Raw genomic sequence first — 25294 nt, 5'->3', positions numbered from 1 at the left:
TGTCGCCAAAGCTACGCGTCCGGGCAGCCGGGCTTCACCGGGGATACGGAAATCGACCCCCGGATGTCGACACATCAACAGACACGCTCAGTTCGTCCCGGAGGGTGCCGAGGGCTCGTCGGGGCCGCCCAGGTCCTCGATCCAGCCCGTCACCGAGCCGAACCAGTCGCTGAGCTGTTCCCAGTAGCCCTTGCCGGTGCCGATCCAGTCCTGGAGCGGGCTCAGTTCCCAGATCAGCCAGCCCGCGACGAACAGGATGACGACCGTGAAGAGGCACCCCTTGAGGCAGCCGAGACCGGGGATGCGCATCGGGTTGGCGCTGCGCTGCCGGGGTGCCCGGGGCTCCCGCGCGGGACGCTGCGGCTCCGGCGGCGGCGCGTACCGCTGCGGCTGGGGCTGCTGCCGCCGCTGGGGCTCCGGCGGGGGCGCGTACCGCTGCGGCTGGGGCTGGTGCTGCTGCGGGTAGCCGTATCCCGGGCCGGGCTGCGGCTGACGCTGCGGCGGCTGCTGCGGGGGCTGCTGCTGCGGCCGGGCGACCTGCCGCTGGGGGCGGCGGCGCAGCGGGTCCTGGTGGGGGTCGAGGTACTGGACCTGGGTCTGCTCGTTGCGGTCGCGGGCCGCGCGGAGCTGGTTCTGCCAGGGGTGCGGGTCCTCGGGGCCCGGACCGCCGGACTGCCCCGGCTGCCCGGGGGGCACCGGCGGCAGGACGGCCGTGGGGTCGGCGGCGCCGGCCGGTCCGCCGGTCTGCGGCAGGACGCTGGTGGCGCCGTTGGGGTCGTAGCCGCCCGCGCCGTGCGGCAGCATCTGCGTGGGGTCCGCGGCACCGGGGGCGTCCGGCACCTGCGCGGGCGCCGGGTCGGGGGCGAGCAGCGCGCCGACGTTCTCCGCGGCGCCGATCTGCGCGGAGTTCGCGTGCACGCCGATGCCGTCGGCCACGACGCGCAGGCCGCGCGCGAGGTTCTCCGCGCCGGGCCGCTCGTCGGGGTTCTTGCGCAGACAGCGCTCGATGACCGTCCACAGCGGATCGGGGACCGTGGAGGGACGGCGGGGTTCGGCGCTCAGGTGCTGGTGCAGCACCTCCAGGGCGGAGCCGCCGGAGAACGGCGGGCGGCCGGTGACCAGCTCGTACAGCAGGATGCCGGCGCCGTAGATGTCGACGGCGGAGGTCTGCGGGCGGCCCTCGGCCGACTCGGGCGCGATGTACGCGGGCGTACCGACGAACTCGTGGGTGCGGGTCAGGCCCGGGGAGTCGGCGAGGCGGGCGATGCCGAAGTCGGTCAGCATCGGGTGCATCTCGCCGCCGGTCTGCTTCAGCAGGACGTTGGCCGGTTTCAGGTCCCGGTGCACCACGCCGTCGGCGTGGCTGGCGCCGAGCGCGTCGGCGATCTGCGCGGTCAGCAGCGCCGCGGCGACCGGGGTGAACGGCCCGTTCTCCCGGAGGTGGCGGTGCAGGTCGGGGCCCTCGACCAGGTCCATGACCAGGGCCAGCAGATCACCCTCGACCACCAGGTCGCGGACCCGGACGATGTTGGGGTGGGTGAGCCGCAGCAGGACCGAGCGCTCGCGCAGGAACCGCATCACGACGTCGGCGTCGCTCGCGAGCTCCTCCTTGAGGACCTTGATCGCGACGGTCTCGCCGGGCTGCCCCGGCACGGCCGCCTCGGCGCCCGCGGTCTCCCGCTGGCGGGCGCGCCAGACGGTGCCCGTGGCGCCGCGACCGAGCGGCTCCTCGAGCAGGTACTTGCTCCCTACCGGCCGCACGTCATGCGCTCCCTGCTGCTTGCTTGGCTGGCGTACACCGTGGTCCACCCTGCTGCGGAATGTTCCGACCCACTGTAGTGCCGCCGCACGGGATACCGGCCGGTCGTCTTCGCCGCCGCCTCTCCTGTCGCCGGGCCGTCGCCCCTCCGCATGGGTCTTACGTACCGGGTTCCGCCGGTGTTCGACGGTCGGCGGGAAAGACGCTCCACCCGGTCCGTTGGTTGCCGCACCGCGGACGTGACCGATCTCAAGTGACCCGGCGACGATCATCGGCCGGTCACTGGTCAGGCATTTTTGCGGGCAGAGCCGACCAATCAAGATCATTCGCTGTCGGGCGGCGGGCGCGTTGTCGGTGTCAGGTGCGAGGATGCGTGCAGTACTGGCCGTACGTGCGCGTGTGGCGGTGGGGGAAGTCCGCGGTGGGGGACCGCGGGGCGGCTTCGTCCCCCGTGTCGCGGGCGCCCGCGCAGAAGGGACCGCTGACGGCGATGCAGATCCGGCTGACCGTCGTAGACCCGCAGGGCCCCTCCTCCCCCGCGCGGGAGCGGGCCGTGAGCTGCGACGTGCTGGTCACGGCGCCCGCGGGCACGGCCCTGGCCGCGGTGGCCTCCGCACTGGCCTCGGCGGTCTCCGGCGGCGACGGCACGTCCGGCTCCACGGGCGCGCCGGTGCTGTACGCCGGTGACCTGCGGCTCGACGCCCAGCGCTGCACGCTGGGCGAGCCGCCGCTGATCGACGGGGCGGTGCTGGCGGTGGGCGCCCCGGGCGAGCCCGAGCCGCACCCCGAGCTGGACGAGGCCCCGACCCGGCTGCACGTCGTCGCCGGACCCGACGCGGGCGGGGTGCACCTGCTGCACGGCGGCGAGATCCGCATAGGCCGCTCCGCCGACGCCGACGTACCGCTCGACGACCCGGACGTCTCCCGGCTGCACTGCGCGGTGACGGTCGCCGCCGACGGCCGCGTCTCGGTCGCCGACCTCGGCTCCACCAACGGCACGACCCTGGACGGGCGGCGCGTGGGCCCCCGCCCGGTCCGGCTGACCCCGGGCGCCCTGCTGCGCATCGGCGAGTCGGCGCTGCGCCTGACACCGGCGGCGGGACCGGACGCGCGGGCGGCGACGACACCGGACGGGGAGGGACACGTCCGGGTGCCGGGGCCGCGGGCGGGTGAAGGGGCCGGGGACGCGTCCGCCGCGCGGCCCGGGACGTCCGGCGGCCCGGACGCGCGCGTGGCACCGGCCGATCCGCCCCGGGGGCCGACCCACCACGCCTACGGCTCGGCGAGCCCGGCCGCGGGGGACGGCAGCCGGGCCGCCGACGGGTGGGAGCCGGACGGGGAGCGAGCCGCGCGGGGTTCCGGGCCACTGGTGCCGGGGCAGGGCGGGACACCGGGGGCCGGCCGGCGCGGAGACGGCCCCGGGGGGCGCACGCTGCGGGTGGCCGCGCGGGGCGATGTGCCCCGGGTGCCCAAGGGGCGGCGCGTCTCGCAGCCGGGTCCGGCCGCGGGCGGGACCCACGCGGGGCACGGGTCCCTCGCCGACGGCTCCGGCACCACCCCCTCCTCCCCCTCTCACCCCGCCGGCCCCGGACTCCGGGCCTCCGGCGAAGCACCCGGCGGGCGCGACGGCGCCTCCCCCGTACCCGGAGCACCCCCCGCGGCACACCACGACTCCCCCCGCACGGCCGACCGGCCACGCGAGGACCACCGCGCACCGGGCGCGACGCCCCCCGCATACGACTCCTCCCAAACTGCCGACCACCCGGCCGACGCCGTGCGGGACGGGCGCCACGGCGTCGATCCCCACGCCGGCCCCCACCACGCGGCCGGCACCACGCCCGGCGGGCACCCCGGCTCCCCCCGCGCCCCCCAGGGCCCCACCGGCAGCACCACCGGCCGGGTGCGGGACGGACGGTACGACGACGGCTCCGGCCCCGACACCCTCCACGGAACCGACGCCCAGGGCTCCCGCAAGGGCACCCCCCTGCGCGGCACCGACCTCCCCCAGCCTCCCGGCGGGCGCAAGCGGGGCGGCATCGGGGCCTGGGCCCGCCGCCTGACCGGAGGCCGGCAGGAGCGGGAGGCCACGGCGGACGCGCCGGGCGGGTTCGCCCCGTCGCCGGACGGGCCCGCGCCGCAGCCGCCCCTCGCCGCCCCCGCCCAGCCCGAGACCTGGCCGGACCCCGCCACCCTGCTGCTGACCGCGCTCGGCCCCGGCCCCCGGCTGTGGGAGCGCGGGCCGGGCCATCCCGAGACGCTCACGGTGCGGCTCGGCACCACGGACCGGGCCGCGCCGAACGGCTCGGGCCTGCTGCCCGCCGTGCCGGTGACGTCGGACCTGCGCGAGGTGGGCGCGCTCGGACTGGCCGGCCCGCGCGACCGTCTCGCCGGACTGGCCCGCGCGGTCCTGGCCCAGCTCGCCGCGCTGCACTCCCCCGACTGCCTGGAGATCGTCCTGATCGCCGCGGACCCCTCCCGCCCCCTGGCGGAGCGCACCGCGGAGTGGTCCTGGCTGGGCTGGCTGCCCCACCTGCGCCCGGGCCACGGCCAGGACTGCCGCCTGCTGCTGGCGCACGACCACGAGCAGGCCACGGCCCGCACGGACGAACTGCTGCGCCGCCTGGCCGACCGGGACCACCGGGCCGCGCCCGCACCACCGGGCGACGGCCCCCACACCGTGCTCGTCGTGGACGGTGACCCCGGCGGCGCGGACGCCCGCGAGGCGGTGGCGCGGCTGGCCCTGGAGGGCCCACGGGCCGCGATCCACGTCGTGTGCCTCGCCGAGACGGCCGCCGCCTCCCCCGCGTCGCCGGTGACGGAGACGTACGAGGCAGCCTGCGCGGTGACGCCGCCGTTCCGCGCGTGCGGGGCGGTCGCCCTGCTCAGCGGTGACGTGGCGACCGCGCTCAGACTGCTGCGGGTGGCCGGGAGCGGCTCCGGCACGCCTCCGGGGCCCGTCGGCCACGGCACCCTCGCCACCGTCGACGCGGTCTCCCCCGCCTGGGCCGAGCGGTTCGCGCGGGCGCTGGCGCCGCTGCGCACCGACGGCGCCCCGGCCGAACGGCACGCGCGCGTGTCCGCTCCGCTGCCCCGGTCGGCGCGGCTCCTCGACGAGCTGGGCCTGGCCCGGGCCACCCCGGCCTCGCTGATGGCCCGCTGGGCGGACGCGGCCGACGACACCCGGGCCCTCGGCGGCCGGGTCACCGCCGTCCTGGGCGCCGGGCCGCGCGGCCCGGTCGTCGCCGACCTCGCCGCCGACGGACCGCACCTGCTGATCGAAGGCCCGCCCGGCAGCGGCCGTACGGAACTGCTGCGGGCGGTCGTCGCCTCGCTGGCCGCCGCCGAGCGCCCCGACCGGCTGGGCATCGTGCTGGTCGAGGGCAGGGGCGGCCCCGCGCCGGGCCCCGGGCACGGCGACGGCCTGCGGGTGTGTACGGACGTCCCGCACGTCACGACGCATCTGTGTGCCAACGACCCGGTGCGGATGCGGGAGTTCGCGCAGTCCCTGAGCGCCGAGCTGAAGCGGCGCGGGGAGCTGCTGGGCCGCTCGGACTTCGCGGAGTGGCACACCGGCCGCGAGTTGTCGGACCGTATGGTCGCCCAGCGGACGGCCGCCTCCCGCGCGGGAGGCGGCGAGCAGAACGGCGACCTGGACGGCCCGCCCTCGTCGACGCTGCGGCTGCGGCCGGCGGCGGACCGGCGCAGGACACAGGCCCCGCCCGCGCTGCCCCGGCTGGTGGTGGTCGTGGACGACCTGGACGCGCTGGTCTCCCCCGCGCTCGGCTCACCGGGGCGGCCCGCCGCCGGGTCGGTGATGCGGGCCCTGGAGGCGGTGGCGCGGGACGGGGAACGGCTGGGCGTGCACCTGGTGACGGCCACCGGCCCGTGTGCCCGGACGGCGCAGACCGAGCCCGCGCGGCAGGCGACGCTGCGCGTCGCGCTGGAGGCACCCGTGCCGGGCGGCGGTCCCGACGACCCGGCACCGGGCCGCGGCCGGCTGGCCGGCCCGGACGGACCGGAGACGGCGTTCCAGGGCGGCCGGGTGACCGGCCGCATCCCGCGGACGGCGACCCTGCGGCCGACGGTCGTCCCCCTGGAGTGGCACCGCATGGGCGACCCCCCGGCCCGCCGCCCGGTCCGCGAGCTGGGCAACGGCCCGACCGACCTGGCGCTGCTGGCCAGCGCCCTGGAGCGGGCGGCCCGTCAGGTCTCGGCCGCGGAGGTCCCCTCCCTCCTGTGACCCCGGGGAGGCCGGTCAGTGGCCTCCCCGGTTCTCCACGCACGGTCCGGTCCCGGGCTGCGGTTCGGCGTACGCGCCGTGCACCTCGGTGGTCAGCTCGTCCCGCGTCACCCGGCCGGACACACAGACCGTCCCGGTGTGGAGGCTGTAGAAGCCGTCGCTGATGTGGACCCCGTGCTCCTCGCCGCAGCCGAGCCGGGCGAGGGCCGCGACGACCCGCTCCTCGGGGAAGGCGCCGTACGCACCGGCCCCGCCCGCCTCCCGCACCTTCTCCAGCTCCGCGCGGACGAGCTTCGCCGACGCCGCTCCCCAGGCCCGCTTCTCCGGGGTCAGCGACGCCTGCATCCGGTAGGCGTGGTTCTCGGCGTAGTGGGGCGCGCCGTCCCCGTGCTGCTCCGGCCGGCCGTCCGGGCCGGCGGGCGGGGACGCGGAGGCGGTGGCGGACGGCGGCACGGTGGGCGCCTCGGCCGGCTGCGCGCACGCCGGCCACGCCTCGGCGGACGGGCCGGAGGACGGCTGGGCGCCGGCCGACGGTGGAGGACTCTGCGACGGTGCCGTCCGCTCGCCGCCCGGCTGCGTCCCGCACGCCGCCGTGGTGAGCGCCAGGAGGGCGGCCGCGGTGACTGATCGTCCGATGAGCATGTCCCCAGCATTCCCGCTCGACGTGCGCGCGTCATGAGTCGGGGTACTCACCCGCGTGACGCCCGGTCACGACGCGGTCACGATCGCGGACTTGACACGGGACGCGCTCTTGCCACCCCCATGCGCCGGGCGTAGACCAGAGCGCACGGGACAGCGCTCGAACGTTCGGCGAAGTACGACGGAGTACGAAGAACGGGGTAGTGATGCGCAGGACGAGCAGGACCATCCGCATACGCAGGTCGCCCGACACCCCCCTGACGACCCCCCGCTCCCGCGGGGCCGTGAGAGCCGCCGCCGCGCTCGCCGCGGGGGTGCTGGCGGTCTCGCTCACCGCCTGCGGAGGCGACGACGACGGCGGTGACGACGACAAGGGCGGCAGGACCGGAGGCGACACCGGCACCACCGTCACCCTGCCGAAGCTGGACGGCGAGACCCTGGAGGTCGCCGCCGTGTGGACCGGCACCGAGCAGAAGAACTTCAAGAAGGTCCTCGCGGAGTTCGAGAAGCGCACCGGCGCCGAGGTGACCTTCGTGCCCGCCCAGGACCCGATCATCAACTTCCTCGGATCCAAGATCGCGGGCGGTGCCCCGCCGGACGTGGCCCTGCTGCCGCAGCCGGGCGCCATCAAGCAGGCGGTGGAGAAGGGCTGGGCCAAGCCGCTCGGCACCGAGGCGTCCAAGGAGCTCGCCGAGAACTACACGCAGGGCTGGCAGGACATCGGCAAGGTCGACGGCAAGCAGTACGGCGTCTACTACAAGGCCGCCAACAAGTCGCTGATCTGGTACAACGCCCAGGTCTTCGAGAACGCCGGCGCGGCCGAGCCCCAGACGTGGGAGGAACTGCTCACCACCGCGCAGACGGTGTACGACTCCGGGGTCACCCCCTTCTCGGTCGGCGGCGCCGACGGCTGGACGCTGACCGACTGGTTCGAGAACGTCTACCTCTCCCAGGCCGGACCGGAGAAGTACGACCAGCTCGCCCGGCACGAGATCAAGTGGACGGACCCCTCGGTCAAGGAGGCGCTCACCACGCTCGCCGGGATCTGGGGCAAGCGGGACTACGTCGCGGGCGGCGCGTCCGGCGCCCTCCAGACGGAGTTCCCGGCGTCCGTGACCCAGACCTTCACCGGCGGCGACCAGCCCAAGGCCGGCATGGTCTACGAGGGCGACTTCGTGCAGGTGAACATCGGCGAGACCGAGGCCGAGGTGGGCACGGACGCGAAGGTGTTCCCGTTCCCGGCGGTCGGTGACGACCCGCCCGTGGTGTCCGGCGGCGACGCGGCTGTGATCCTGAAGGACTCCGAGGCGGCGCAGGCGCTGGCGACCTTCCTCGCCTCCCCGGACGCGGCGAGCGTCCAGGCGAAGCTCGGCGGCTACCTCTCGCCCAACAAGAACGTGCCCAACTCGGCGTACCCCAACGAGGTCCAGCGGAAGATGGCCAAGGCGCTGCTCGACGCCGGTGACGACTTCCGCTTCGACATGTCCGACCAGGCCCCGCAGGCCTTCGGCGGCACGCCCGGCAAGGGCGAGTGGAAGGCGCTGCAGGACTTCCTGAAGAACCCGGAGGACGTCGCGGGCACCCAGGCGAAGCTGGAGGCCGACGCGGCCGCGGCGTACGGGAACTGATCCGGCGATGGCGTCGGACAAGGCCGCGGGGGCCGTCAAGGCGGCCCCCGCGGCTCCCAGGTCGCGCAAGAGCGTCACCGGCACCCGCAGAGCGGTCGCGGCGCTGTTCCTGCTGCCCGCGCTGGTGCTGCTCGGTGCGCTCGTGGTCTACCCGATCGGGTACTCCGTCATCCGCAGCTTCTACGACCAGTCCGGCGACGGCTTCGCCGGACTCGACAACTACCGGGCGCTGTTCACCGACGACGGCATCCGCACCGCCCTGAAGAACAACGTCGTCTGGGTGGTGTTCGCGCCGACGATCGCCACCGCGCTCGGTCTCGTCTTCGCGGTCCTGACCGAACGCGTCCGCTGGGGAACGGCGTTCAAGCTGGTCGTCTTCATGCCGATGGCGATCTCCATGCTGGCCGCCGGGATCATCTTCCGCCTGGTGTACGACCAGGACCCGGACAAGGGCGTCGCCAACGCGGTGTGGGTGGGGGTGCACGACACCTTCGCCCAGTCCTCGGCGTTCCCGAAGGCGCACCCGGGCCGTGAGTCGCCGCTGGAGCCGGCCGGCGGGGGCGCGTTCGTCACCAAGGGCACGGTGAGCGCCGGTGACACCGTCTCGCTGCCGCTGGTCGGGGTCGCCCCGGACCTGATGCCGGACGACGCGAAACCCGCGGCGGCGGCGACGCCGGACGGCGACCGGATCACCGGCACCACCTGGCAGGACTTCACCCGCGGCAAGGGCGTCGGCACGCTGAACCAGGTCGACGCCGCCGAGCTCGGCTATCCGGGGATGCGGATCGAAGCCGTCAAGGACGGCAAGGTGGTGGAGACGGCCACGGCGGGCGACGACGGCACGTTCTCCCTGTCGTCGAAGGCCGACGGGGCACGACTCCGGCTCCCGGCCGGCAACTTCGACGCACCGTACAACGGCCTGGACTGGCTCGGCCCGTCGCTGGTCACCCCCGCGATCATCGGCTCGTACATCTGGATGTGGGCGGGCTTCGCGATGGTGCTGATCGCGGCCGGGCTCGCGGGCATGCCCCGGGAGCTGCTGGAGGCCGCGCGGGTGGACGGCGCCAACGAGTGGCAGGTGTTCAGACGGGTCACGGTGCCCCTGCTGGCGCCGGTCCTCGCGGTGGTCACCGTCACCCTGATGATCAACGTGCTGAAGGTGTTCGACCTGGTCTTCATCATCGCCCCGGGCTCCTCCCAGGACGACGCCAACGTCCTGGCGCTGGAGCTCTACCGCCAGGGCTTCTCGGCGGACCAGCCGGGCATCGCCAGCGCCATCGCGGTGTTCCTGCTGCTCCTGGTGATCCCGGTGATGTGGTTCAACGTGAGGCGGCTGCGGCGGGAGGTCAGGCGATGAAGCGACGTCGGCCGAGGCCCTGCTGGGGGTCCGGGGGTCGCCCCCCGGGTGGACGCGGTGACGTGCGGCGGCTGCGGCGGGAGGTCAGGCGATGAGTGCCACCAAAGCGGGCGCGGCGCCCGTCGCCGCCAAGGAGCCGCTCGGCGCCAGGCTGAGCCGGGTGGTGAGCGGCGGCCTGGTCCGTGTCTTCCTGATCGTCGTCGGCCTGTTCTGGCTGGTGCCGACGGTCGGGCTGCTGCTGGCCAGCCTGCGCACCCCGCGGGACATGGCCGCCGACGGCTGGTGGACGGTGTTCACCGAGCCGTCGGAGTTGACCTTCGGCGCTTACGAGACGCTGCTGGGGAACGACGACATCACCGGCTCGCTGCTGAACACGGTGTACATCACCGTCCCGGCGACCGTGCTGGTCGTGGTGATCGGCTCGCTCGCGGGCTACGCCTTCGCCTGGATGGAGTTCCCGGGCCGCGACTGGTGGTTCCTGGCGGTCGTGGGGCTGCTGGTGGTGCCGGTGCAGGTGGCGCTGATTCCGATCGCCGAACTCTTCGGCTCCCTGGGCATCTTCGGCTCGCTGACCGGTGTGATCCTCTTCCACGTCGGTTTCGGGCTGCCGTTCGCGGTGTTCCTGCTGCGGAACTTCTTCGCGGAGATCCCGAGGGAGCTGCTGGAGGCGGCCCGGCTGGACGGCGCGGGTGAGCTGCGTCTGTTCGTCCGGGTCGTGATGCCGCTCGCCGGTCCCGCCGTCGCCGCGCTCGGCATCTTCCAGTTCCTGTGGGTGTGGAACGACATGCTGGTCGCGCTGATCTTCACCGACTCGGGAAGCCAGCCGATCACGGTCGCCCTGCAGACGCAGGTACGGCAGTTCGGCAACAACATCGACGTGCTGGCGCCGGGCGCGTTCATCTCGATGGTGATCCCGCTGGTGGTGTTCTTCGCGTTCCAGCGGCAGTTCGTGTCCGGTGTGATGGCGGGAGCGGTCAAGTAGCAGATGTGAAGCAACAGTTGAAGGGGTGGACCGGCAAGGTCCGCCCCTTCGTGTGACGGGCGTCCCCCGGATGCCCCAGGGGGCGTAACCAAGTCGGCCCAGCGGCCGTTGCCGGGCAGAACGCCCGCACCGACCGTTGGATGCCCCTTGCCCAGGTTCAGTGTCATTGTCCCCGCGTACCAGGTCCAGGCGTATCTGCACGAGTGCCTGGAGTCGGTGCTGTCGCAGTCGTACCCCGATCTGGAACTGATCGCCGTCGACGACTGCTCGCCGGACGCCTGCGGCGCGGTGATCGACGAGTTCGCGGCCCGTGACCCTCGTGTACGGGTGGTGCACCTGCCGGAGAACACCGGGCTCGGGCGGGCCCGCAACGCCGGGATCGAGCGGGCGACCGGCGACTACCTGCTGTTCCTCGACGGCGACGACACCCTCACCCCGGACGCGCTGCTCGCCCTCGCCGACCGGCTGAAGGAGACCGGCGACCCGGACGTCCTGGTCTACGACTACGCGCGGACGTACTGGTCGGGCGAGGCGGTGCGCAACCGGGTCGCCGCCGAGCTCACCGAACGCGGGCCGGCGCCGTTCCGGCTGACCGACCGGCCGGGGCTGCTGAACCTGCTGATGGTGGCCTGGAACAAGGCCTACCGGCGGGAGTTCGTGCGCCGCGCGGGGCTCGTCTTCCCGCCCGGCTACTACGAGGACACGCCGTGGACGTACCCGGCGCTGATGACGGCGGAGTCGATCGCCACGCTCGACCGGGTGTGCGTGCACTACCGGCAGCGGCGGGCCGGCTGCATCCTGCGCACCACCAGTGACCGGCACTTCGACGTCTTCGACCAGTACGACCGCGTCTTCGCGTTCCTCGACGCGCGGCCCGAACTGGAGCGCTGGCGCCCGGTGCTGTTCCGCCGCATGGTCGACCACCTGGTGACGGTGTACACACGGCGGGACCGGCTGCCGCGCGGTTCGCGGGCGGCGTTCCTGCGCCGGGCCCGGTCCCACTACCGGCGCCACCGCGCCCCCGGCGCGCCCGTCCCCGCGCGCGCCCGCGTCCACCACACGCTGGTCCGGTTGGGCCTGCACCGCACCTACCGGACCCTGAGACTGGCGGCGGCCCTGTACCGCGGGGCCGCCCGGCGCGCCGGCCGGCTGCCCGGCGCCCTGCGTCACGCCGCCCTGCGCGCCCACTACCGCTGCCAGCGGATGCTCCCGCTGCGCGCCGACCACGCCCTGTTCACCGCCCGCGCCGGCCGCGGTGGCGACCCGGCCGCCCTGGAGTCCGCGGTGCGCGAACTCGCCCCGCACATCCGCACCGCCTGGGCGGCCGGGCCCGAGCACCACCACACCCTCGCCCCGGGCACCCGCCGTCTCGTCCCCGGCACGGCCGCCCACTGGACCGCGCTCGCCCGGTCCGCGTACCTGATCACCGACACGGACACGGAGCCCGGTCTGGTCAAGCGCGCGGGCCAGATCCTGGTGCGGGTGCAGACCGGCACCCCCGTCGGGCACGTGGGCCTGGACCTCCAGGAGCGTCCGGCGGTGGCCCGGGGCACCGACTTCGCACGGCTGCTGCGCGAGGTCGACCAGTGGGACTACGTCGTCTCCGCCGACCGCCACTCCACCCTGACCTGGGAACGCGTCCACCCCGGCGGCTACACCACCCTGGAGTACGGCAGGCCGCGCGCCGACCGCTTCCACACGGCGACCGGCGCGGACGTCGCCGCGCTGCGGGAGTCACTGGGCATCCCGAGGGGTTCGGTGGCGATCCTCTACGCGCCGGCCCGCCGCGACTACCTGCGCACCCAGCCCCGGCTGCTCGACCTGGAGCGCGTGGTGCGCCGGCTCGGCCCGCGGTTCGTCGTCCTGGCCCGCGCCCACCACCCCCACGACGGGCCGGCCGAGGCCGCCTCCGACCGGGTGCTGGACGTGAGCGGGCACCCGGACGTGGCCTCGCTGTGCCTGGCCTCCGACGTCCTGGTCACCGACTTCTCCCCGCTGATGTGCGACTACGCGGTCCTGAACCGGCCGGTCGTCCTGCACGCCGACGACTGGGAGGCGTACGAGGCGGCCCGCGGCCTCTACTTCGATCCGCGGTGCTTCCCGCCGGGCGCGGTCGCGGGCGGTGAGGACGAGCTGATCGACATCTTCGCCTCCGGGCACTGGTGCGGAGCCCGCTCCGCGCGGCTGCGCGCGACGTTCCGTGACCGTTTCTGCCCGCACGACGACGGACGGGCCGCCGAACGGGTCGTGCGCCGGGTGCTGCTCGGGGAGACCGCGCTGCCCCCGGTCGTGCCGCTGGACGAGCGCCTCCCGGCGCCCCCGGCGGCCGCCGCGATCGACGTGCCGTCGCTCCCGGCACCGGCAGCGCGGCGGCCCGCCGGACTGCTGACCGTCACCGACGGCGGCTGACCGTCGTTCCCCCCTCGGGAGTTCCCATGTCCCTCGGCTCGTCGCGGCCCACCCCGGCCCGGCCGCCCACCCGGCGGCCGGCGGGGCGTCCCGGCCGGCGCCCCGCACGCTGAGACGGCCGGCGCCACGCCATCCCCTACGGAAAGAGCAGCATGCCCCGCTTCAGCATCATCGTCCCGTCCCACGGGGTCGCAGGTCGGCTGGGTCAGGCGCTGGACTCCGTCCTCGCCCAGTCCTTCGGTGACTTCGAGCTGATCCCGGTCTGTGACGCCCCCGACTCCCCGGCGGCCGAGGTGGCCGCCCGGCACGCCGAGCGGGACTCCCGGGTGGCGCCCGTGCACGCGCCCCCGTCGGAGGGTTTGGCGGGGGCGCGCAACGCGGGGATGCGGGCGGCGACCGGGACGTACCTGCTGTTCCTCGACGGTGACGACGTGCTGGTCCCGGGCGCGCTGGGGGCCCTGGACGCACGTCTGGCGGAGACCGGGCAGGTGGACGTGCTGCACTTTGAACACGAGCGGGTGCCCTGGTGGGAGGGCGAGACCACCAACCCGGCCGCGCCGCTGCTGGCGAACACCCCGGACGGCGCCTTCGCGCCCGAGCGCGCCCCGCACCACACCGGCGTGCGCCTCCCGGCGTGGAGCGCGGCCTGGCGTCGCGCCTTCGCCGCCGAGCAGTGCCTGGCCTTTCCCCGGGGGCACTTCACGGACGTCGGCTGGGCCGGACTGGCGATGCTGGGCGCCGAGCGTGTGGCGGTGCTCCGCGCGGTGGTCGTACGGCATCAGGCGCGCCGTCAGGGCAGCCGGCTGAACCTGCCCGGCGGGCACCACGCCGATCTGCTCGACCAGGTCGAGCTGGTGCTCTCCCGCGCGGCCGACCTGGAGGTGCCCCCGGCCCGTACGGGACCGCTGTTCGAGCAGCTGTTCGCCACCGTGCTGAAGACGGCCGCCCACCCCCGGCGGCTCACGACGGGCCGCCGTGCCTTCTTCCGCCGGGCGAGCGCCCTGTACCGCCGGCACCACCCCGCCGGTTACCGGCCCCCCGGCGGCAGCCCGGGGGTGCAGCACCGGCTGCTGGCGGCCGGCTCGTACCCGGCGTTCGCCGCCCTGCGCGCCGCCCGCCGCGGGGTGTCCCGGGCGGTGGCGGCGGTGCCGCGCCCCCGGGGTCTGCGCACCCGGCTGTGGTACCGGGCGCAGCTGCGCCGCCCGCTGGACGCGAACCTCGCCGTGTACTGCGCGTACTGGGGCCGCGGCTACACCTGCAACCCGGCCGCGATCCACGCGAAGGCGCGGGAACTCGCCCCGCACATCCGCTCGGTGTTCCTGGTGGAGGCCGACCAGGCGCACACCGTGCCGGAGGGCGTCGAGTACGCGGTCATCGGCAGCCACCGCTACTGGGAGGTGCTGGCCCGCGCGAAGTACCTGGTCAACAACGCCAACTTCGCGGAGGGCGTCGTCAAACGCCCCGGCAGCGTGCACCTCCAGACGCAGCACGGCACCCCCCTGAAGACCATGGGCGTCGACCAGTCCACGTACCCGGTGGTGGCCGCGACGACCGGCAGCTTCGGCAAGCTGCTGGGCCGGGTGGACCGCTGGGACTACAACCTCTCCTCCAACCCCCACTCCACCCGGGTGTGGGAGCGGGCCTTCCCCGGCACCTACGAGCAGCTGGAGTACGGCTATCCGCGCAACGACGTGTACCTGACCGCCACGGCCGACGACGTGGCCCGGATCCGCGCGGAGCTGGGCGTCCCCGAGGGCGCGAGGGCCGTGCTGTACGCGCCGACCCACCGCGACCACCACACCGGCTTCGAGCCCGGCCTCGACCTGGAGGCGTTCTGCGCGGCGGCCGGGGAGGACGTCGTGGTGCTGCTGCGCGCCCACTACTTCTACGACCGGGGCGGGCGCGGGTACGGCGGCCGGGTCGTCGACGTCACCGCGCACCGCTCCTCCGAGGACGTGTGCCTGGCCGCCGACGCGCTGATCACCGACTACTCGTCGATCATGTTCGACTACGCCGTCCTGGACCGGCCGATCGTCGTGTATGCCGACGACTGGGACGTCTACCGGGAGACCCGGGGCGTCTGTTTCGACCTGATGGACGGGCCGCCGGGGCCGGTCGCCCGCACCCCGGACGAGCTGGCCCGCGTGTTCCGCGACGGCTCGTACGCGGGAGCGGAGTCGGCGGCGCTGCGGGCCCGGTTCCGGGAGCGTTTCTGCGCCTTCGACGACGGGCGGGCCGCCGAACGGGTGGTCCGCCGGGTGCTGCTCGGTGAGCCGCCCGAGGCGCTGCCGCCCGTGATCCCGCTCGCGGAGCGCGTCCCCGCCCCCGCGGCCGCCGCCACCCCGGTGAGGAGCTGACGTGCCCCGCTTCAGCGTCGTCGTCCCCGTCCACAAGGTGCAGGGCTACCTGCACGCCTGTCTCGACTCGGTGCTCGGGCAGTCGTACCGCGACATCGAGGTGATCGCCGTCGACGACCGCTCCCCCGACGGCTGCGGCGCGATCCTCGACGCGTACGCGGCCCGTGACGAGCGGGTCCGGGTGCTGCACCTGCCGGAGAACGTGGGCCTCGGCCGGGCCCGCAACGCGGGCATGCCGCACGCGAGCGGTGACTACCTGCTCTTCCTGGACAGCGACGACACCCTCACCCCGGGCGCGCTGCGGGCCCTGGCCGACCGGCTCGACGAGACCGGCGACCCGGACGTGCTGGTCTTCGACTACGCCCGCACCTACTGGTGGGGCGGCACCCGCCGCAACGTGCTGGCCCACATCCTGGCGGACAACGCCGGGGACACCTTCACCGCCGCCGGGCGTCCGGAGATCCTCGACCTGCTGATGGTGGTGTGGAACAAGGCCTACCGGCGCGACTTCGTCGAACGGGAGGGCTTCACCTTCCCGTCCGGCTACTACGAGGACACGCCCTGGACGTTCCCGGTGCTGCTCAGCGCGGAGCGCATCGCCACCCTGGACCGGATCTGCCTGTACTACCGGCAGCGCCGCCAGGGCAGCATCCTGTCCACCACCAGCCGCAAGCACTTCGACGTCCACGAGCAGTACGCGCGGGTGTTCCGCTTCGTCGACGCCCGCCCGGCGCTCGCGCACTGGCGGCCGTTCCTGCACGGCAAGATGGGCGAGCACTGTCTCGACATCCTCTCCAAGCCGGACCGGCTGCCGCCGTCCGACCGGGGCGAGTTCTTCCGCCGCACGGCCGAGATGTTCCACGCGCACCGGCCGGAGGGCGCCCGGGTCCCGGCCGAACTGCGGGTCCTTCAGGGGAGTTACGCCGGTTACGTGCTGCGGCGGCAGGCCGGGCGAGCCGGCCGGGAGCTGGGCCGGCGGGCCCGGCAGGCCCGTACCGCGGCGGCGGCGCGGGCCGTGCGGACCCGGGCGGCGCTGCGCCGCCCGCTGGACCCTGACCTCGCCGTGTACTCGGCGTTCTCCCACCGGGGCGTGCTGGGCGACCCGGCCGCGATCCACCGCGCGGCGCGCGAACTCGCCCCGCACATCAGGGGGGTGTGGGTGGTCGCCGACGAGGAAAGGGCGGCCGGGCTGCCGCCGGACACCGAGTACGTGCTCCTCGACTCCCCCGGCTACCGCAGGGCGGTCGAGCGGGCCACGTACTTCGTCAACAACGTCAACTGGTCGGGCGCGCTGGTCAAACGCCCGGGGAGCGTGCACGTCCACACCCATCAGGGCACCCCGCTGAAGTTCATGGGCGCCGATCTGCTCGGCAAGCCCGGCGCCCGGCACGGCTTCGACGTACCGCAGATGCTGCGCCGCGCCGACCGCTGGGACCACAGCCTGGTCGCCAACCGGCACTCCGAGCTGGTGTGGGAGCGGGCCTTCCCCTGTCACTTCACCTCCCTGCGCTCGGGCAGCCCCCGCAACGACGTCCTGGTCGGCGCCGGCCCGGACAGCGGCCGTGCGGTCCGCGCCCGGCTCGGCATCCCGGAGGGCGACACGGTGGTGCTGTACGCGCCGACCCGCCGCGACTACCGCAGGGACGGCCTGGTGGAACGGATCGACCTGGCCCGGTTCGCCGCCGACCTGGGCGAGGGCCGCACCCTCGTGGTGCGGCTGCACCCCTCGCTCGCCGACGGGCCCGCGCGCGGGCTGGGCCTGGCCGAACTGCACCGGCGGGGCGTGCTGGTGGACGCCACGGACGAGCCGGAGGTGCAGGAGGTGCTGCTCGCCGCCGACGTCCTGGTCACCGACTACTCGGCGCTGATGTTCGACTACGCCAACCTGGACCGGCCGATCGTGCTGCACGCCGACGACTGGGACGCCTTCCGGGCGAGCCGGGGCGCCTACGTCGACATCACCGCCGAGGCGCCCGGCCATGTGGCGCGCTCCTACCGGGAACTGGCGTGGCTGTTCGACTCCGGGACGTGGCGGGACGGCGAGGCGGACCGGCTGCGGTCGGCGTTCCGGGAGCGGTACTGCGAGTTCGACGACGGCCGGGCCGCCGAGCGGGTGGTGCGCACGCTGATGCTGGGCGAGCCGATGCCGGAGCACCCGCCGGGTCCCGCCCGGCTGCCCGCCCAGGCCGACCGCGGCCGGCTGACCACGTCGTGAGGCCGCGCACCTGGGTGCTGGTCCTGGCCGCGGTCTTCGCGGTGCTGCAACTGGCGAACGTCTCCGGCCGGGACACCCCCGACAGCAAGAACTACCTCTCCTACGCGCTGAGTCTGGGCGGCGCCGGCAAGCGGGAGGCGGCGGCCGTCACCATCGACCACTACTGCGCGGGCCGGGCGGCGATCGCCCACCGCGACCAGAACGTGGACGTGGTGCGCTTCCACGCCCCGGACCCCGCCCCGCGGGTCCTGCGGGAGTGCCGGGAACAGGAGTGGCGGGCGGTCGAGGCCGGGCTGGCGGCCGGGCAGACAGGCGGGCACACCGTGCCGTTCATGTCCGAGCGGTTCATGCGGATCTTCGAGGTGCGTCCCGGCTACCCGCTGTTCCTGCTGCCGTTCGTCAGCCTGTTCGGGGCGACCTGGGGTCTGTGGGCGGCGGGCGTGGTGATCACCTGCGCGGGCGGGGTGCTGGCCTTCCTGGTGCTGCGCACCCTGTCGGTGCCGGTGCCGCTCGCGCTCACCGGGCAGGTGCTCTTCCATGTCCTGCCGTGCGGGACGACGGCGATGCGCCCGATGACGGAGGGGCTGCTGCTGGCCCTCACCCTGGCCGCGCTGTGGGGCTGCGCGCTGGTGCTCCGGGGGCGCGCGACGCGGGCGGGCACGGTGCTGGTGTGCGCCTCGCTGGCCGCGCTGTTCACCGTGAAGCACTCGCAGGCGCTGTTCCTCGGGCTGTGCCTGGCGGCCGCGGGCGCGGCGGTCGCGGTACGGCGCCGCCGGAAGGGTCTGCCCGCGGGGCGGGGGGTGCCGGCGCTCGCCGCGGTGGGGTGCGCGGGGATGCTGGGCACGGTGGTGCTGGCCCGGCTGCTGCACTATCCGTCGGTGTCGGAGAGCGTGCAGGACCTGCTGACCGATCACTTCGCCCACCCCGACCGGGAGCGTCCCTGGGCGGAGTTCTTCCAGCTCCAGGGGAACTTCTGGATGGAGTGGCTGCGCCGGCAGCTGTGGGAGCCGCTGTTCGTGGCCGCCCTGGCGGCGGGCGTGCTGGGCGCGCGGCGGCGGCCGGCGTTCGGTGCGTTCCTGGTCGCCGCGGCCTGCACGGGGATTCTCAACCAGGCCGGGCACCCGGACATCGCCATCTGGGGCGACCGGCTGATCACGCTGGCCTGGCTGCTGCCGGTGCTGGGTGTGCCGCTGCTGCTGGAGCCGGCGGTGCGGCGGCTCGTGGTGCCGGCGCAAGGGGCCCCGCTGGAACCCGTGCACTGACCCCCGCGGTCACTCGAAAAGGTGACAAGAGGTCAAGCGTGTGACGCCTGGGGGAACATACGGCAGATGTTCCGCATGTCCTCTTTCCGCGTCACCCGATGAGCGCCGGAGTCCTCGTACGGCGGTCCGTGAGCGGTGCCACGGCGCTGCGCGGCGGCGGGGCCTGGCGCCCCACCCCGTACCAGCTCTTCGGCTTCCTGTTCTGGCTCGTGATGTCACTGGCGTACTGGAGGGTGCCGCTGTGCTGCGACGCCGGCCAGCACGCGGCGGTCGTCGAACGCCTCAAGGACGATCTGCTGCGCCCCCGGCATCCGATGGCGGACCTGCCGGGCGCGGGCAGCCCGTACTACTCGCCGTTCGCCCTGGCGCAGGGGGTCCTCGCCCGGCTGACCGGTCTGGGCGGCTGGGAGGTGCTGAAGCTCACCGGGCCGCTGAACCTGCTGGTGCTGCTCACCGGGATCGGGCGGTTCGTGCGGGTGCTGTCGCCGCGCCCGTGGGCGCCGGTGCTGGCGCTGGCCGCGATGACGCTGCTGTGGGGGCTGGAGCGGGCCTGGTGGAGCGGCTACCTGAACCTGATGTCGATGACGGGCAATCTCTCCTACCCGTCGGCGTTCGCGATCGGGCTCGCCTTCTGGGCCTGGGCGCTGACGGGGGCGCGGGCCCGGGACGCGGCGGCCGTGCGGTACGTGGGACCGGGCGGGCTGCGTCCGCTGCCGGGGTACGCGGCGCTGGGCGCGCTGTACGGGCTGATCCTGCTGGTGCACCCGATCACGGCGGTCGCGGCGGCGCTGGGGGCGGTGGCGCTGGTCGCCGGAGGGCAGCGGGGGTGGACGGCGGCGGTCGCCGGGCGCTGGGCGCTGACGGGGTCGGTGGCGCTGTCGGTGGCGGCGTGCTGGCCGTACTTCGACGTCTTCGCGCTGGCCGGGAACGGCAGTGTGGACGCGATGCACCGGCGGCTGTACCTGGACCTCGCCGGTCAGTTCGGGCTGGCGCTGCTGGGGCTGCCGGTGCTGTGGCTGCGGGCGCGGCGCACCTCGTGGCGCGATCCGCTGGTGCTGATGTTCGTCCTGGACTGCCTGGTGGTGGCGTACGGCTGGGTCAGCGGGCACTACACGTACGGCAGGATCCTGGGGCTCACGCTGGTGCCGCTCCAGTTCGCGCTCGCGGTGGAGCTGGCGGCGCCCCGGCCGTGGCCGGTGTGGCGGCGGCTGCTCGGCGGGGTGGCGGCCGCGGGGGCCTGCGCCGGGTTCCTGACCGTGCAGGCCGGGGCGGTGGTGCCGCGCGCGGCGGACCCGGTGGGCTTCGAGCAGCCGCCCGACTGGCCGTCGTACGACTGGGCCGCGCGCTATGTCGGCCGGGGCGAGGTGGTGATCGCCGACGGCTATCACGCCGTCCACGCGCTCGCCGGGTACGGGCCGAACCTCGCGGCGCCCGCCTGGCCGGACCCGGCGCTGGACGAACGGGAGCGGCTGCGGCGGGCGGAGGACGTGCGGGCCTACCTGGACCCCGCTTCGACCCGCGCCGAGCGGGCCGCGGTCGTCCGCCGGTACGACGCGCGCTGGCTGCTGCTGACGCCCTGGCAGCCGGTGCCCGAGGAGGCGGTGGTGGTGACGTGGAGCCGGCGGACCGGGGAGGTGCTGGCACGGGTCGGCGGGTGAGCGGCGCGGCTCCGCGCGGGGAGGACGTCGTGGGCGGAGCCGGCGGCGGGGCTACTCGATGACGAGGTCGACGGGGATGTTGCCGCGGGTGGCGTTGGAGTAGGGGCAGACCTGGTGGGCCTGCTCGACCAGCTTGCGGCCGGTCTCCTCCTCGATGCCCTCGGGCAGCTCGACCCGGAGCGTCACCGCGAGCGCGAAGCCCTCGCCCTGCTTGCCGAGGACGACCTCGGCGGTCACCGCGGCGTCGCTGACGTCGACCTTCGCCGCCCGGCCGACCACGCCGAGGGCGCTGCCGAAGCAGGCCGCGTAACCGGCGGCGAACAGCTGCTCGGGGTTGGTGCCCTGACCGCTGCCGCCCAGCTCCACGGGGGCGCTCAGACCGAGGTCCAGCTTCCCGTCGGAGGTGACGGCGCGGCCCTCGCGGCCGTGGGTGGCGGTGGCGACGGCGGTGTAGAGCGCGTCCATGGGGAGACCCCTCTCGAGTGGTGGCCGGGCCGGAGCCGCAAGGGTTCCGGCCGCCTGACGCACACCAGTAGAGCACGCAATTAAATTGCGCGCAACCAAATAGCCCGCGAGAGCTACCCTGGAGCCATGACCGCCACTCCGAACCCACCCGCGACGCCCCCGCTGCCGGGCGCCGCGGACGACTGGCTCCGCCTCGACCAGCAGATCTGCTTCGGCCTGCACGCCGCCTCCCGCGCCTTCAACGGCGTCTACCGGGTGGTGCTGAAGGATCTCGGGCTCACCTACCCGCAGTACCTGGTCATGCTGGTGCTGTGGGAGCACGGGACGCTGCCCGTGAAGAAGCTCGGCGAACACCTGCGCCTGGACTCCGGCACGCTCTCCCCGCTGCTCAAGCGCCTGGAGACGGCCGGACTGGTGAGCCGGGAGCGCAGCGCGCGCGACGAGCGGTCGGTGGAGGTCCGGCCCACCGAGGAGGGCACCGCGCTGCGCGAACGGGCCCGGGAGGTGCCGCGGCGCATCCTCGCCGCGACCGGCTTCGAGGGCGACGAGGTGCGCTCCCTCAGCGCCCGCCTGCACGAACTGACCACCGCGCTGGACAGGGCGGCGGCGAGCGGGGCGTGACACGCGGCGGGTAGGAGACGCACCCGGGCGGGCAAAGGGTATGAACCAGCCCGTACCGCGCCCGAGGACGTCATGCACCCCCCACAGCACCCCCCGCACTCCCCGACCGCTGTCACCGCCGCCGTCGCCGTCGTCGTGATCGGCTACGACGACGCCCTCCACGTGACCGACGCCGTGCGCTCGGCGCTCGGGCAGGGCCCCGCCGTGCGGGAGGTCGTCGCCGTCGACGACTGCTCCACGGACGGCAGCGCCGGCCTGCTGGACCGGCTGGCCGCCGGCGAGCCCCGGCTGCGGGTGATCCGCCTCCCCGTCAACAGCGGCGGCTGCGGCACCCCGCGCAACACCGGGCTCGACGCGGTGACCGCGCCGTACGTGATGTTCCTGGACAGCGACGACGTCCTGCCGCCCGGCGCGGTCGACGCGCTGCTCACCGCCGCCACCGGGGCGGACGCCGAGGTCGCCGGCGGCCTGTGCGTACGCCGGGAGCTGCCGTCGGGCCGTGAGGTGCCGTGGGAGCCCGGCCTGTACGCCGCCCCCGCCGTCCTCGCCCACCCCGCCCGGCGCCCGCGCCTGACGTACGACACGCTCTGCGTCAACAAGCTCTACGCCACGGCCTTCCTGCGCGCCCACGGCATCCGCTTCCCCGAGGGCCGCTTCCCCTACGAGGACATCGTCTTCACGGCGCGGGTGTGGGCCGCCGCCCCGCGCGTCGCGCTGGTCCCGGACCGGGTGTACGTCTGGCACGTCCGCCGCTCCGCCCGGCAGCTGTCGATCTCGCTGGCCCGCGCCGGCATCGACAACTGGCGCTCCCGCACCCACGCCTGCCGCACCGCCCACGCCGTCCTGCTGGACGCCGGGGAGAAACTGCTGGCACGCCGGGTCCGGGCCAAGTTCCTCGACCACGAGCTGCGCATGTACGCCCGCGAACTGCCCCTGCGGGACGCCGCCTACCGGCGGGAGTGGTGGACGCACACGCGGGCGTTCCTCGCGGACTACGACGCCGCCGACTGGACCCTCGACCCGGTCGCCCCGGGCCGGCTGATCGCGCGGGTCGTGCTGGCCGGCCCGGAGCCGCGCGACCTGCCCCGGCTGCGGGAGCTGGCGGCCCGGCCGGCCCGGCTCCGCCCGCCCTACGCCCGCGCGCCGGACGGCACGCCCTGCTGGTCGTCCGCCCTGCCGGGGATCACCCTGGAGCCCTTGCTGACCCGCCCCGCGCACCGGCTCCCCCTCGCCGTCGACGCGGAACTGCGCCCCCGCGCGGGCCGCCTGCGGCTGCGCCTGCACGAGCTGTACGGCAGGACGGCACAGGCGGGCCCGACGGAGGTGGAGCTGGAGTGGCGCCACCGGGACCGGGACGGGGTGGCCGTGCGCCGCACGGTCCCGTGGCGGGCGTCGTCCGCGGGCACCTGGACGGCGGAGACCCCGCTGCGCCCGGACCGGCTGGCGGACCTCGCCTCCGGCGCCTGGGACCTGCGGCTGCGGCTGCGCTTCCGGGACGGCTCCACCCGCCCGGTCACGGCCCACGCCCTCGCCGGCCCCGGCCTGCTGCGCCGCCTCGCCCTGCCGAGCGCCCGCCACGGCATCGTCCTCGTCCACCCCTACGCCACCCACTCCGGCTCCCTCGCCCTCCGCGTGGCGGCCGGCGCCCGCGGCCTCGCCCCGATACTCCGCGCCCGGCTGCGCCGCCTGCTGCCCTGAGGACCGGTGCGGTCGCCCTGCCATGCCGGTTAGCCTGCCCGGATGACCTTCCTCCAGCGCGCGCTGGGTGCCGTCGTCGGTTCCGCCGTCGGCGACGCCCTGGGCGCGCCCTTCGAGTTCGGCCCCGAAGGCGCCTTCTCCGCCCGTTTCCCGGCGGCGGGGCACGGCGGGGAGATGTGCGGGGGCGGCGGCTGGGACCCGGGGGAGGCGACCGACGACACGCAGATGGCGGTACTCGTCGCCGAGTCGCTGGTGGAGTGCGGCGGCCTGGAACTCCCCGACGTCTTCCACCGCTTCCGGCGGTGGGCCGCCGCGGAACCGAAGGACATCGGCCTCCAGACGGAGGCGGTGCTGAGCGGCGGCGACCCCTGGGACCTGGCCGCCGCGCTGCACTTCCGGACGCATCAGCGCGCGGCGGGCAACGGCGCGCTGATGCGGGCCGCGCCCTCCGCCGTGTACTTCGCGCCGCTCGGCCGTGACGCCACCATGGACGCCGCCCGCCGGCTGGCCGCGCTGACCCACGGCGACCGGGCGGCGTGGGAGGGCACGGCCGTCTTCCACGAACTGGTGCGCGTGGCCCTGGCCGGTGAGGACCCGCTCGCCGCCGTGGCCGGCACGCTCGGCGCCGTGCACCCCGAACACCGCGACCGGTACGCCACCGTCCTCGCACCCGACTGGCACCCGGACCTGGCCACCGAGTTCAACGGCGCGGTGTGGCCCTGCCTCGGCTCGGCGGTGTGGGCGCTGCGCACGACGAACGGTTACGAGGACGCCGTACGCGCGGCGATCGATCTCGGCGGCGACACGGACACGGTGGCGGCCGTCACGGGCGGCCTGGCGGGAGCGGTGCACGGCATCGACGCGATACCCGCCCGCTGGACGCGGCCCCTGCACGTCCCGCTGCCGGGCTTCGCCGGACGGGTCCTGTCCACGGCCGACCTGACCGCTCTCACCCGGCGCCTGTGCCGCTGAACCGGCCCGCGCCCGGCGGGCCACGGTGCGGCACCGCGCCGGTTCGGCTCCGGTTCAGAGGGCCTTCAGCGCCGCCGCCGTGGCCCGGGTCAGGGACTCCAGGTAGCCCTTGGGGAGCTTGGGGCTGCGGATCACGACCGAGCGCCAGTACAGGGGGCCGGAGATGAGGTCCAGGGCCAGGGCGTGGTCGATGCCGGGGCGGAGTTCGCCACGGGTCTCCGCCGCCGTGACGATGCCCTTGGCGACCCCGTCCTGCCCCTCGCGCAGGGCCTTGCGGAGGGCCTCGGCGATGTCGGGGTTGCGGGCGGCCTCCGCCTGGAGGTCGGGGAGGATCTGGGAGGCGACGGGGTGGCGCAGGGCGCGGGAGGTGACCTCGTACAGCAGGCGCAGGTCGCCCTCGAGGGAGCCGGTGTCCGGTGCGGGGAGTCCCTGGACGGCGATCGCGGAGACCAGGTCGAGGACCAGGTGCAGTTTGGAGCGCCAGCGGCGGTACACCGCGGTCTTGCCGACGCCCGCGCGGCGCGCGATGCCCTCGATCGACATCCGCGCGTAGCCGGCGGAGGCGAGCTCCTCGAAGACGGCCGCCCGGATGGCCTCCGTGACGTCCTCCCGCAGCACGGCGGCCCCGGCGGGGGCCCGGCGGCGCGGACGCGGACGCGGCTGCGGCTCGTCTGCGTTCGTCGTCATGCGGACCAGCATAGGCAGCCGCGTCCGTCACGACGAAACGGTTGCGTTCCGACGTGTATTCGACCTACTCTCCGGTGACGACGATACGGTCCCGTCCCGACGTCGAACCCCGTTGCCCTCCCCTTCCCCTAGCGAAAGCAGCGGACGTGAGTCAGGCCCTCCACACACCGCCTCCCGCAGCAGCCCGCCCGGTACCGGGCGAGGACGACCTCGCGGCCCTCGCCGCCCGGCACGGCCTCACCGTCAGCGGCGCCCGGCCGTCCCTCGCCGAGTACGTCCGTCAGCTCTGGGGCCGGCGGCACTTCATCCTCGCCTTCTCCCAGGCCAAGCTCACGGCCCAGTACA

16 protein-coding genes and 1 pseudogene are annotated in these 25294 nt (G+C 75.1%); 13 read left to right on the top strand and 4 right to left on the bottom strand.

Going from position 1 to position 25294, the window contains the following annotated elements; genetic code table 11:
• Window positions 1-87 precede the first annotated feature (87 nt).
• Complete coding sequence (locus IE172_RS00085; protein ID WP_190094953.1) at window positions 88-1761, bottom strand: serine/threonine-protein kinase; 1674 nt, start codon at window positions 1759-1761, stop codon at window positions 88-90.
• 488 nt (window positions 1762-2249) lie between these two features.
• Between IE172_RS00085 and IE172_RS00080 the strand changes: the two genes are divergently transcribed.
• Window positions 2250-5999, top strand: a complete 3750-nt coding sequence (locus IE172_RS00080; protein ID WP_190095959.1) for an FHA domain-containing protein — start codon at window positions 2250-2252, stop codon at window positions 5997-5999.
• Between the two features lie 15 nt (window positions 6000-6014).
• Here the strand turns inward: IE172_RS00080 and IE172_RS34255 are convergent, their stop codons facing one another.
• Window positions 6015-6641, bottom strand: coding sequence for a hypothetical protein (locus IE172_RS34255; RefSeq protein WP_229885722.1), 627 nt, complete (start codon window positions 6639-6641; stop codon window positions 6015-6017).
• A 203-nt stretch (window positions 6642-6844) separates the two neighbouring features.
• Between IE172_RS34255 and IE172_RS00070 the strand changes: the two genes are divergently transcribed.
• The 8 genes from IE172_RS00070 to IE172_RS00035 all read left to right on the top strand — a co-directional run bounded on the left by IE172_RS00070 (window position 6845) and on the right by IE172_RS00035 (window position 20506).
• Complete coding sequence (locus IE172_RS00070) at window positions 6845-8266, top strand: ABC transporter substrate-binding protein (protein WP_190094952.1); 1422 nt, start codon at window positions 6845-6847, stop codon at window positions 8264-8266.
• A gap of 7 nt (window positions 8267-8273) precedes the next feature.
• Complete coding sequence (locus tag IE172_RS00065; protein WP_190094951.1) at window positions 8274-9623, top strand: carbohydrate ABC transporter permease; 1350 nt, start codon at window positions 8274-8276, stop codon at window positions 9621-9623.
• 91 nt (window positions 9624-9714) lie between these two features.
• A complete protein-coding gene (locus tag IE172_RS00060; protein WP_190094950.1) occupies window positions 9715-10605 on the top strand; it encodes a carbohydrate ABC transporter permease in 891 nt (296 codons plus the stop codon).
• 147 nt (window positions 10606-10752) lie between these two features.
• Complete coding sequence (locus IE172_RS00055; RefSeq protein ID WP_190094949.1) at window positions 10753-13014, top strand: bifunctional glycosyltransferase/CDP-glycerol:glycerophosphate glycerophosphotransferase; 2262 nt, start codon at window positions 10753-10755, stop codon at window positions 13012-13014.
• A 152-nt stretch (window positions 13015-13166) separates the two neighbouring features.
• A complete protein-coding gene (locus IE172_RS00050) occupies window positions 13167-15371 on the top strand; it encodes a bifunctional glycosyltransferase/CDP-glycerol:glycerophosphate glycerophosphotransferase (RefSeq protein ID WP_190094948.1) in 2205 nt (734 codons plus the stop codon).
• Window position 15372: 1 nt separating this feature from the next.
• Window positions 15373-17586, top strand: coding sequence for a bifunctional glycosyltransferase/CDP-glycerol:glycerophosphate glycerophosphotransferase (locus IE172_RS00045; protein ID WP_190094947.1), 2214 nt, complete (start codon window positions 15373-15375; stop codon window positions 17584-17586).
• A complete protein-coding gene (locus tag IE172_RS00040) occupies window positions 17583-18848 on the top strand; it encodes a hypothetical protein (protein ID WP_190094946.1) in 1266 nt (421 codons plus the stop codon). Before IE172_RS00045 ends, IE172_RS00040 begins: the two co-directional genes overlap by 4 nt.
• Window positions 18849-18946: 98 nt before the next feature.
• Entirely contained in the window at window positions 18947-20506 is a 1560-nt protein-coding gene (locus IE172_RS00035; protein WP_190094945.1) for a hypothetical protein, read from the top strand.
• A 51-nt stretch (window positions 20507-20557) separates the two neighbouring features.
• Here the strand turns inward: IE172_RS00035 and IE172_RS00030 are convergent, their stop codons facing one another.
• Window positions 20558-20971 carry an organic hydroperoxide resistance protein gene (locus tag IE172_RS00030; protein WP_190094944.1) on the bottom strand — a complete coding sequence of 138 codons (414 nt, stop codon included), beginning with the start codon at window positions 20969-20971 and terminating at the stop codon, window positions 20558-20560.
• A gap of 126 nt (window positions 20972-21097) precedes the next feature.
• On the opposite strand from IE172_RS00030, the gene IE172_RS00025 reads away from it, so the two are divergent.
• The 3 genes from IE172_RS00025 to IE172_RS00015 all read left to right on the top strand — a co-directional run bounded on the left by IE172_RS00025 (window position 21098) and on the right by IE172_RS00015 (window position 24262).
• Window positions 21098-21592 (top strand): MarR family winged helix-turn-helix transcriptional regulator, encoded by a 495-nt coding sequence (locus IE172_RS00025; protein WP_190094943.1) that lies wholly within the window; start codon window positions 21098-21100, stop codon window positions 21590-21592.
• A 72-nt stretch (window positions 21593-21664) separates the two neighbouring features.
• Entirely contained in the window at window positions 21665-23290 is a 1626-nt protein-coding gene (locus IE172_RS00020) for a glycosyltransferase family 2 protein (protein ID WP_190094942.1), read from the top strand.
• A gap of 42 nt (window positions 23291-23332) precedes the next feature.
• Window positions 23333-24262 carry an ADP-ribosylglycohydrolase family protein gene (locus IE172_RS00015; RefSeq protein ID WP_190094941.1) on the top strand — a complete coding sequence of 310 codons (930 nt, stop codon included), beginning with the start codon at window positions 23333-23335 and terminating at the stop codon, window positions 24260-24262.
• A gap of 54 nt (window positions 24263-24316) precedes the next feature.
• Here the strand turns inward: IE172_RS00015 and IE172_RS00010 are convergent, their stop codons facing one another.
• The gene (locus IE172_RS00010; RefSeq protein ID WP_190094940.1) at window positions 24317-24961 is read right to left on the bottom strand and encodes a TetR/AcrR family transcriptional regulator; all 645 of its coding nucleotides are present in this window, start codon (window positions 24959-24961) and stop codon (window positions 24317-24319) included.
• 134 nt (window positions 24962-25095) lie between these two features.
• Between IE172_RS00010 and IE172_RS00005 the strand changes: the two are divergent.
• Window positions 25096-25294, top strand: a pseudogene (locus tag IE172_RS00005) (ABC transporter permease); the annotation flags it as partial.

Origin of the sequence: Streptomyces griseoflavus, from assembly GCF_014649995.1 — a bacterium.
Taxonomy (GTDB): Bacteria; Actinomycetota; Actinomycetes; order Streptomycetales; family Streptomycetaceae; genus Streptomyces; species Streptomyces griseoflavus.
Note: the sequence above shows the minus strand (reverse complement) of the source record. Positions and strands in the feature narration are given on the sequence as shown.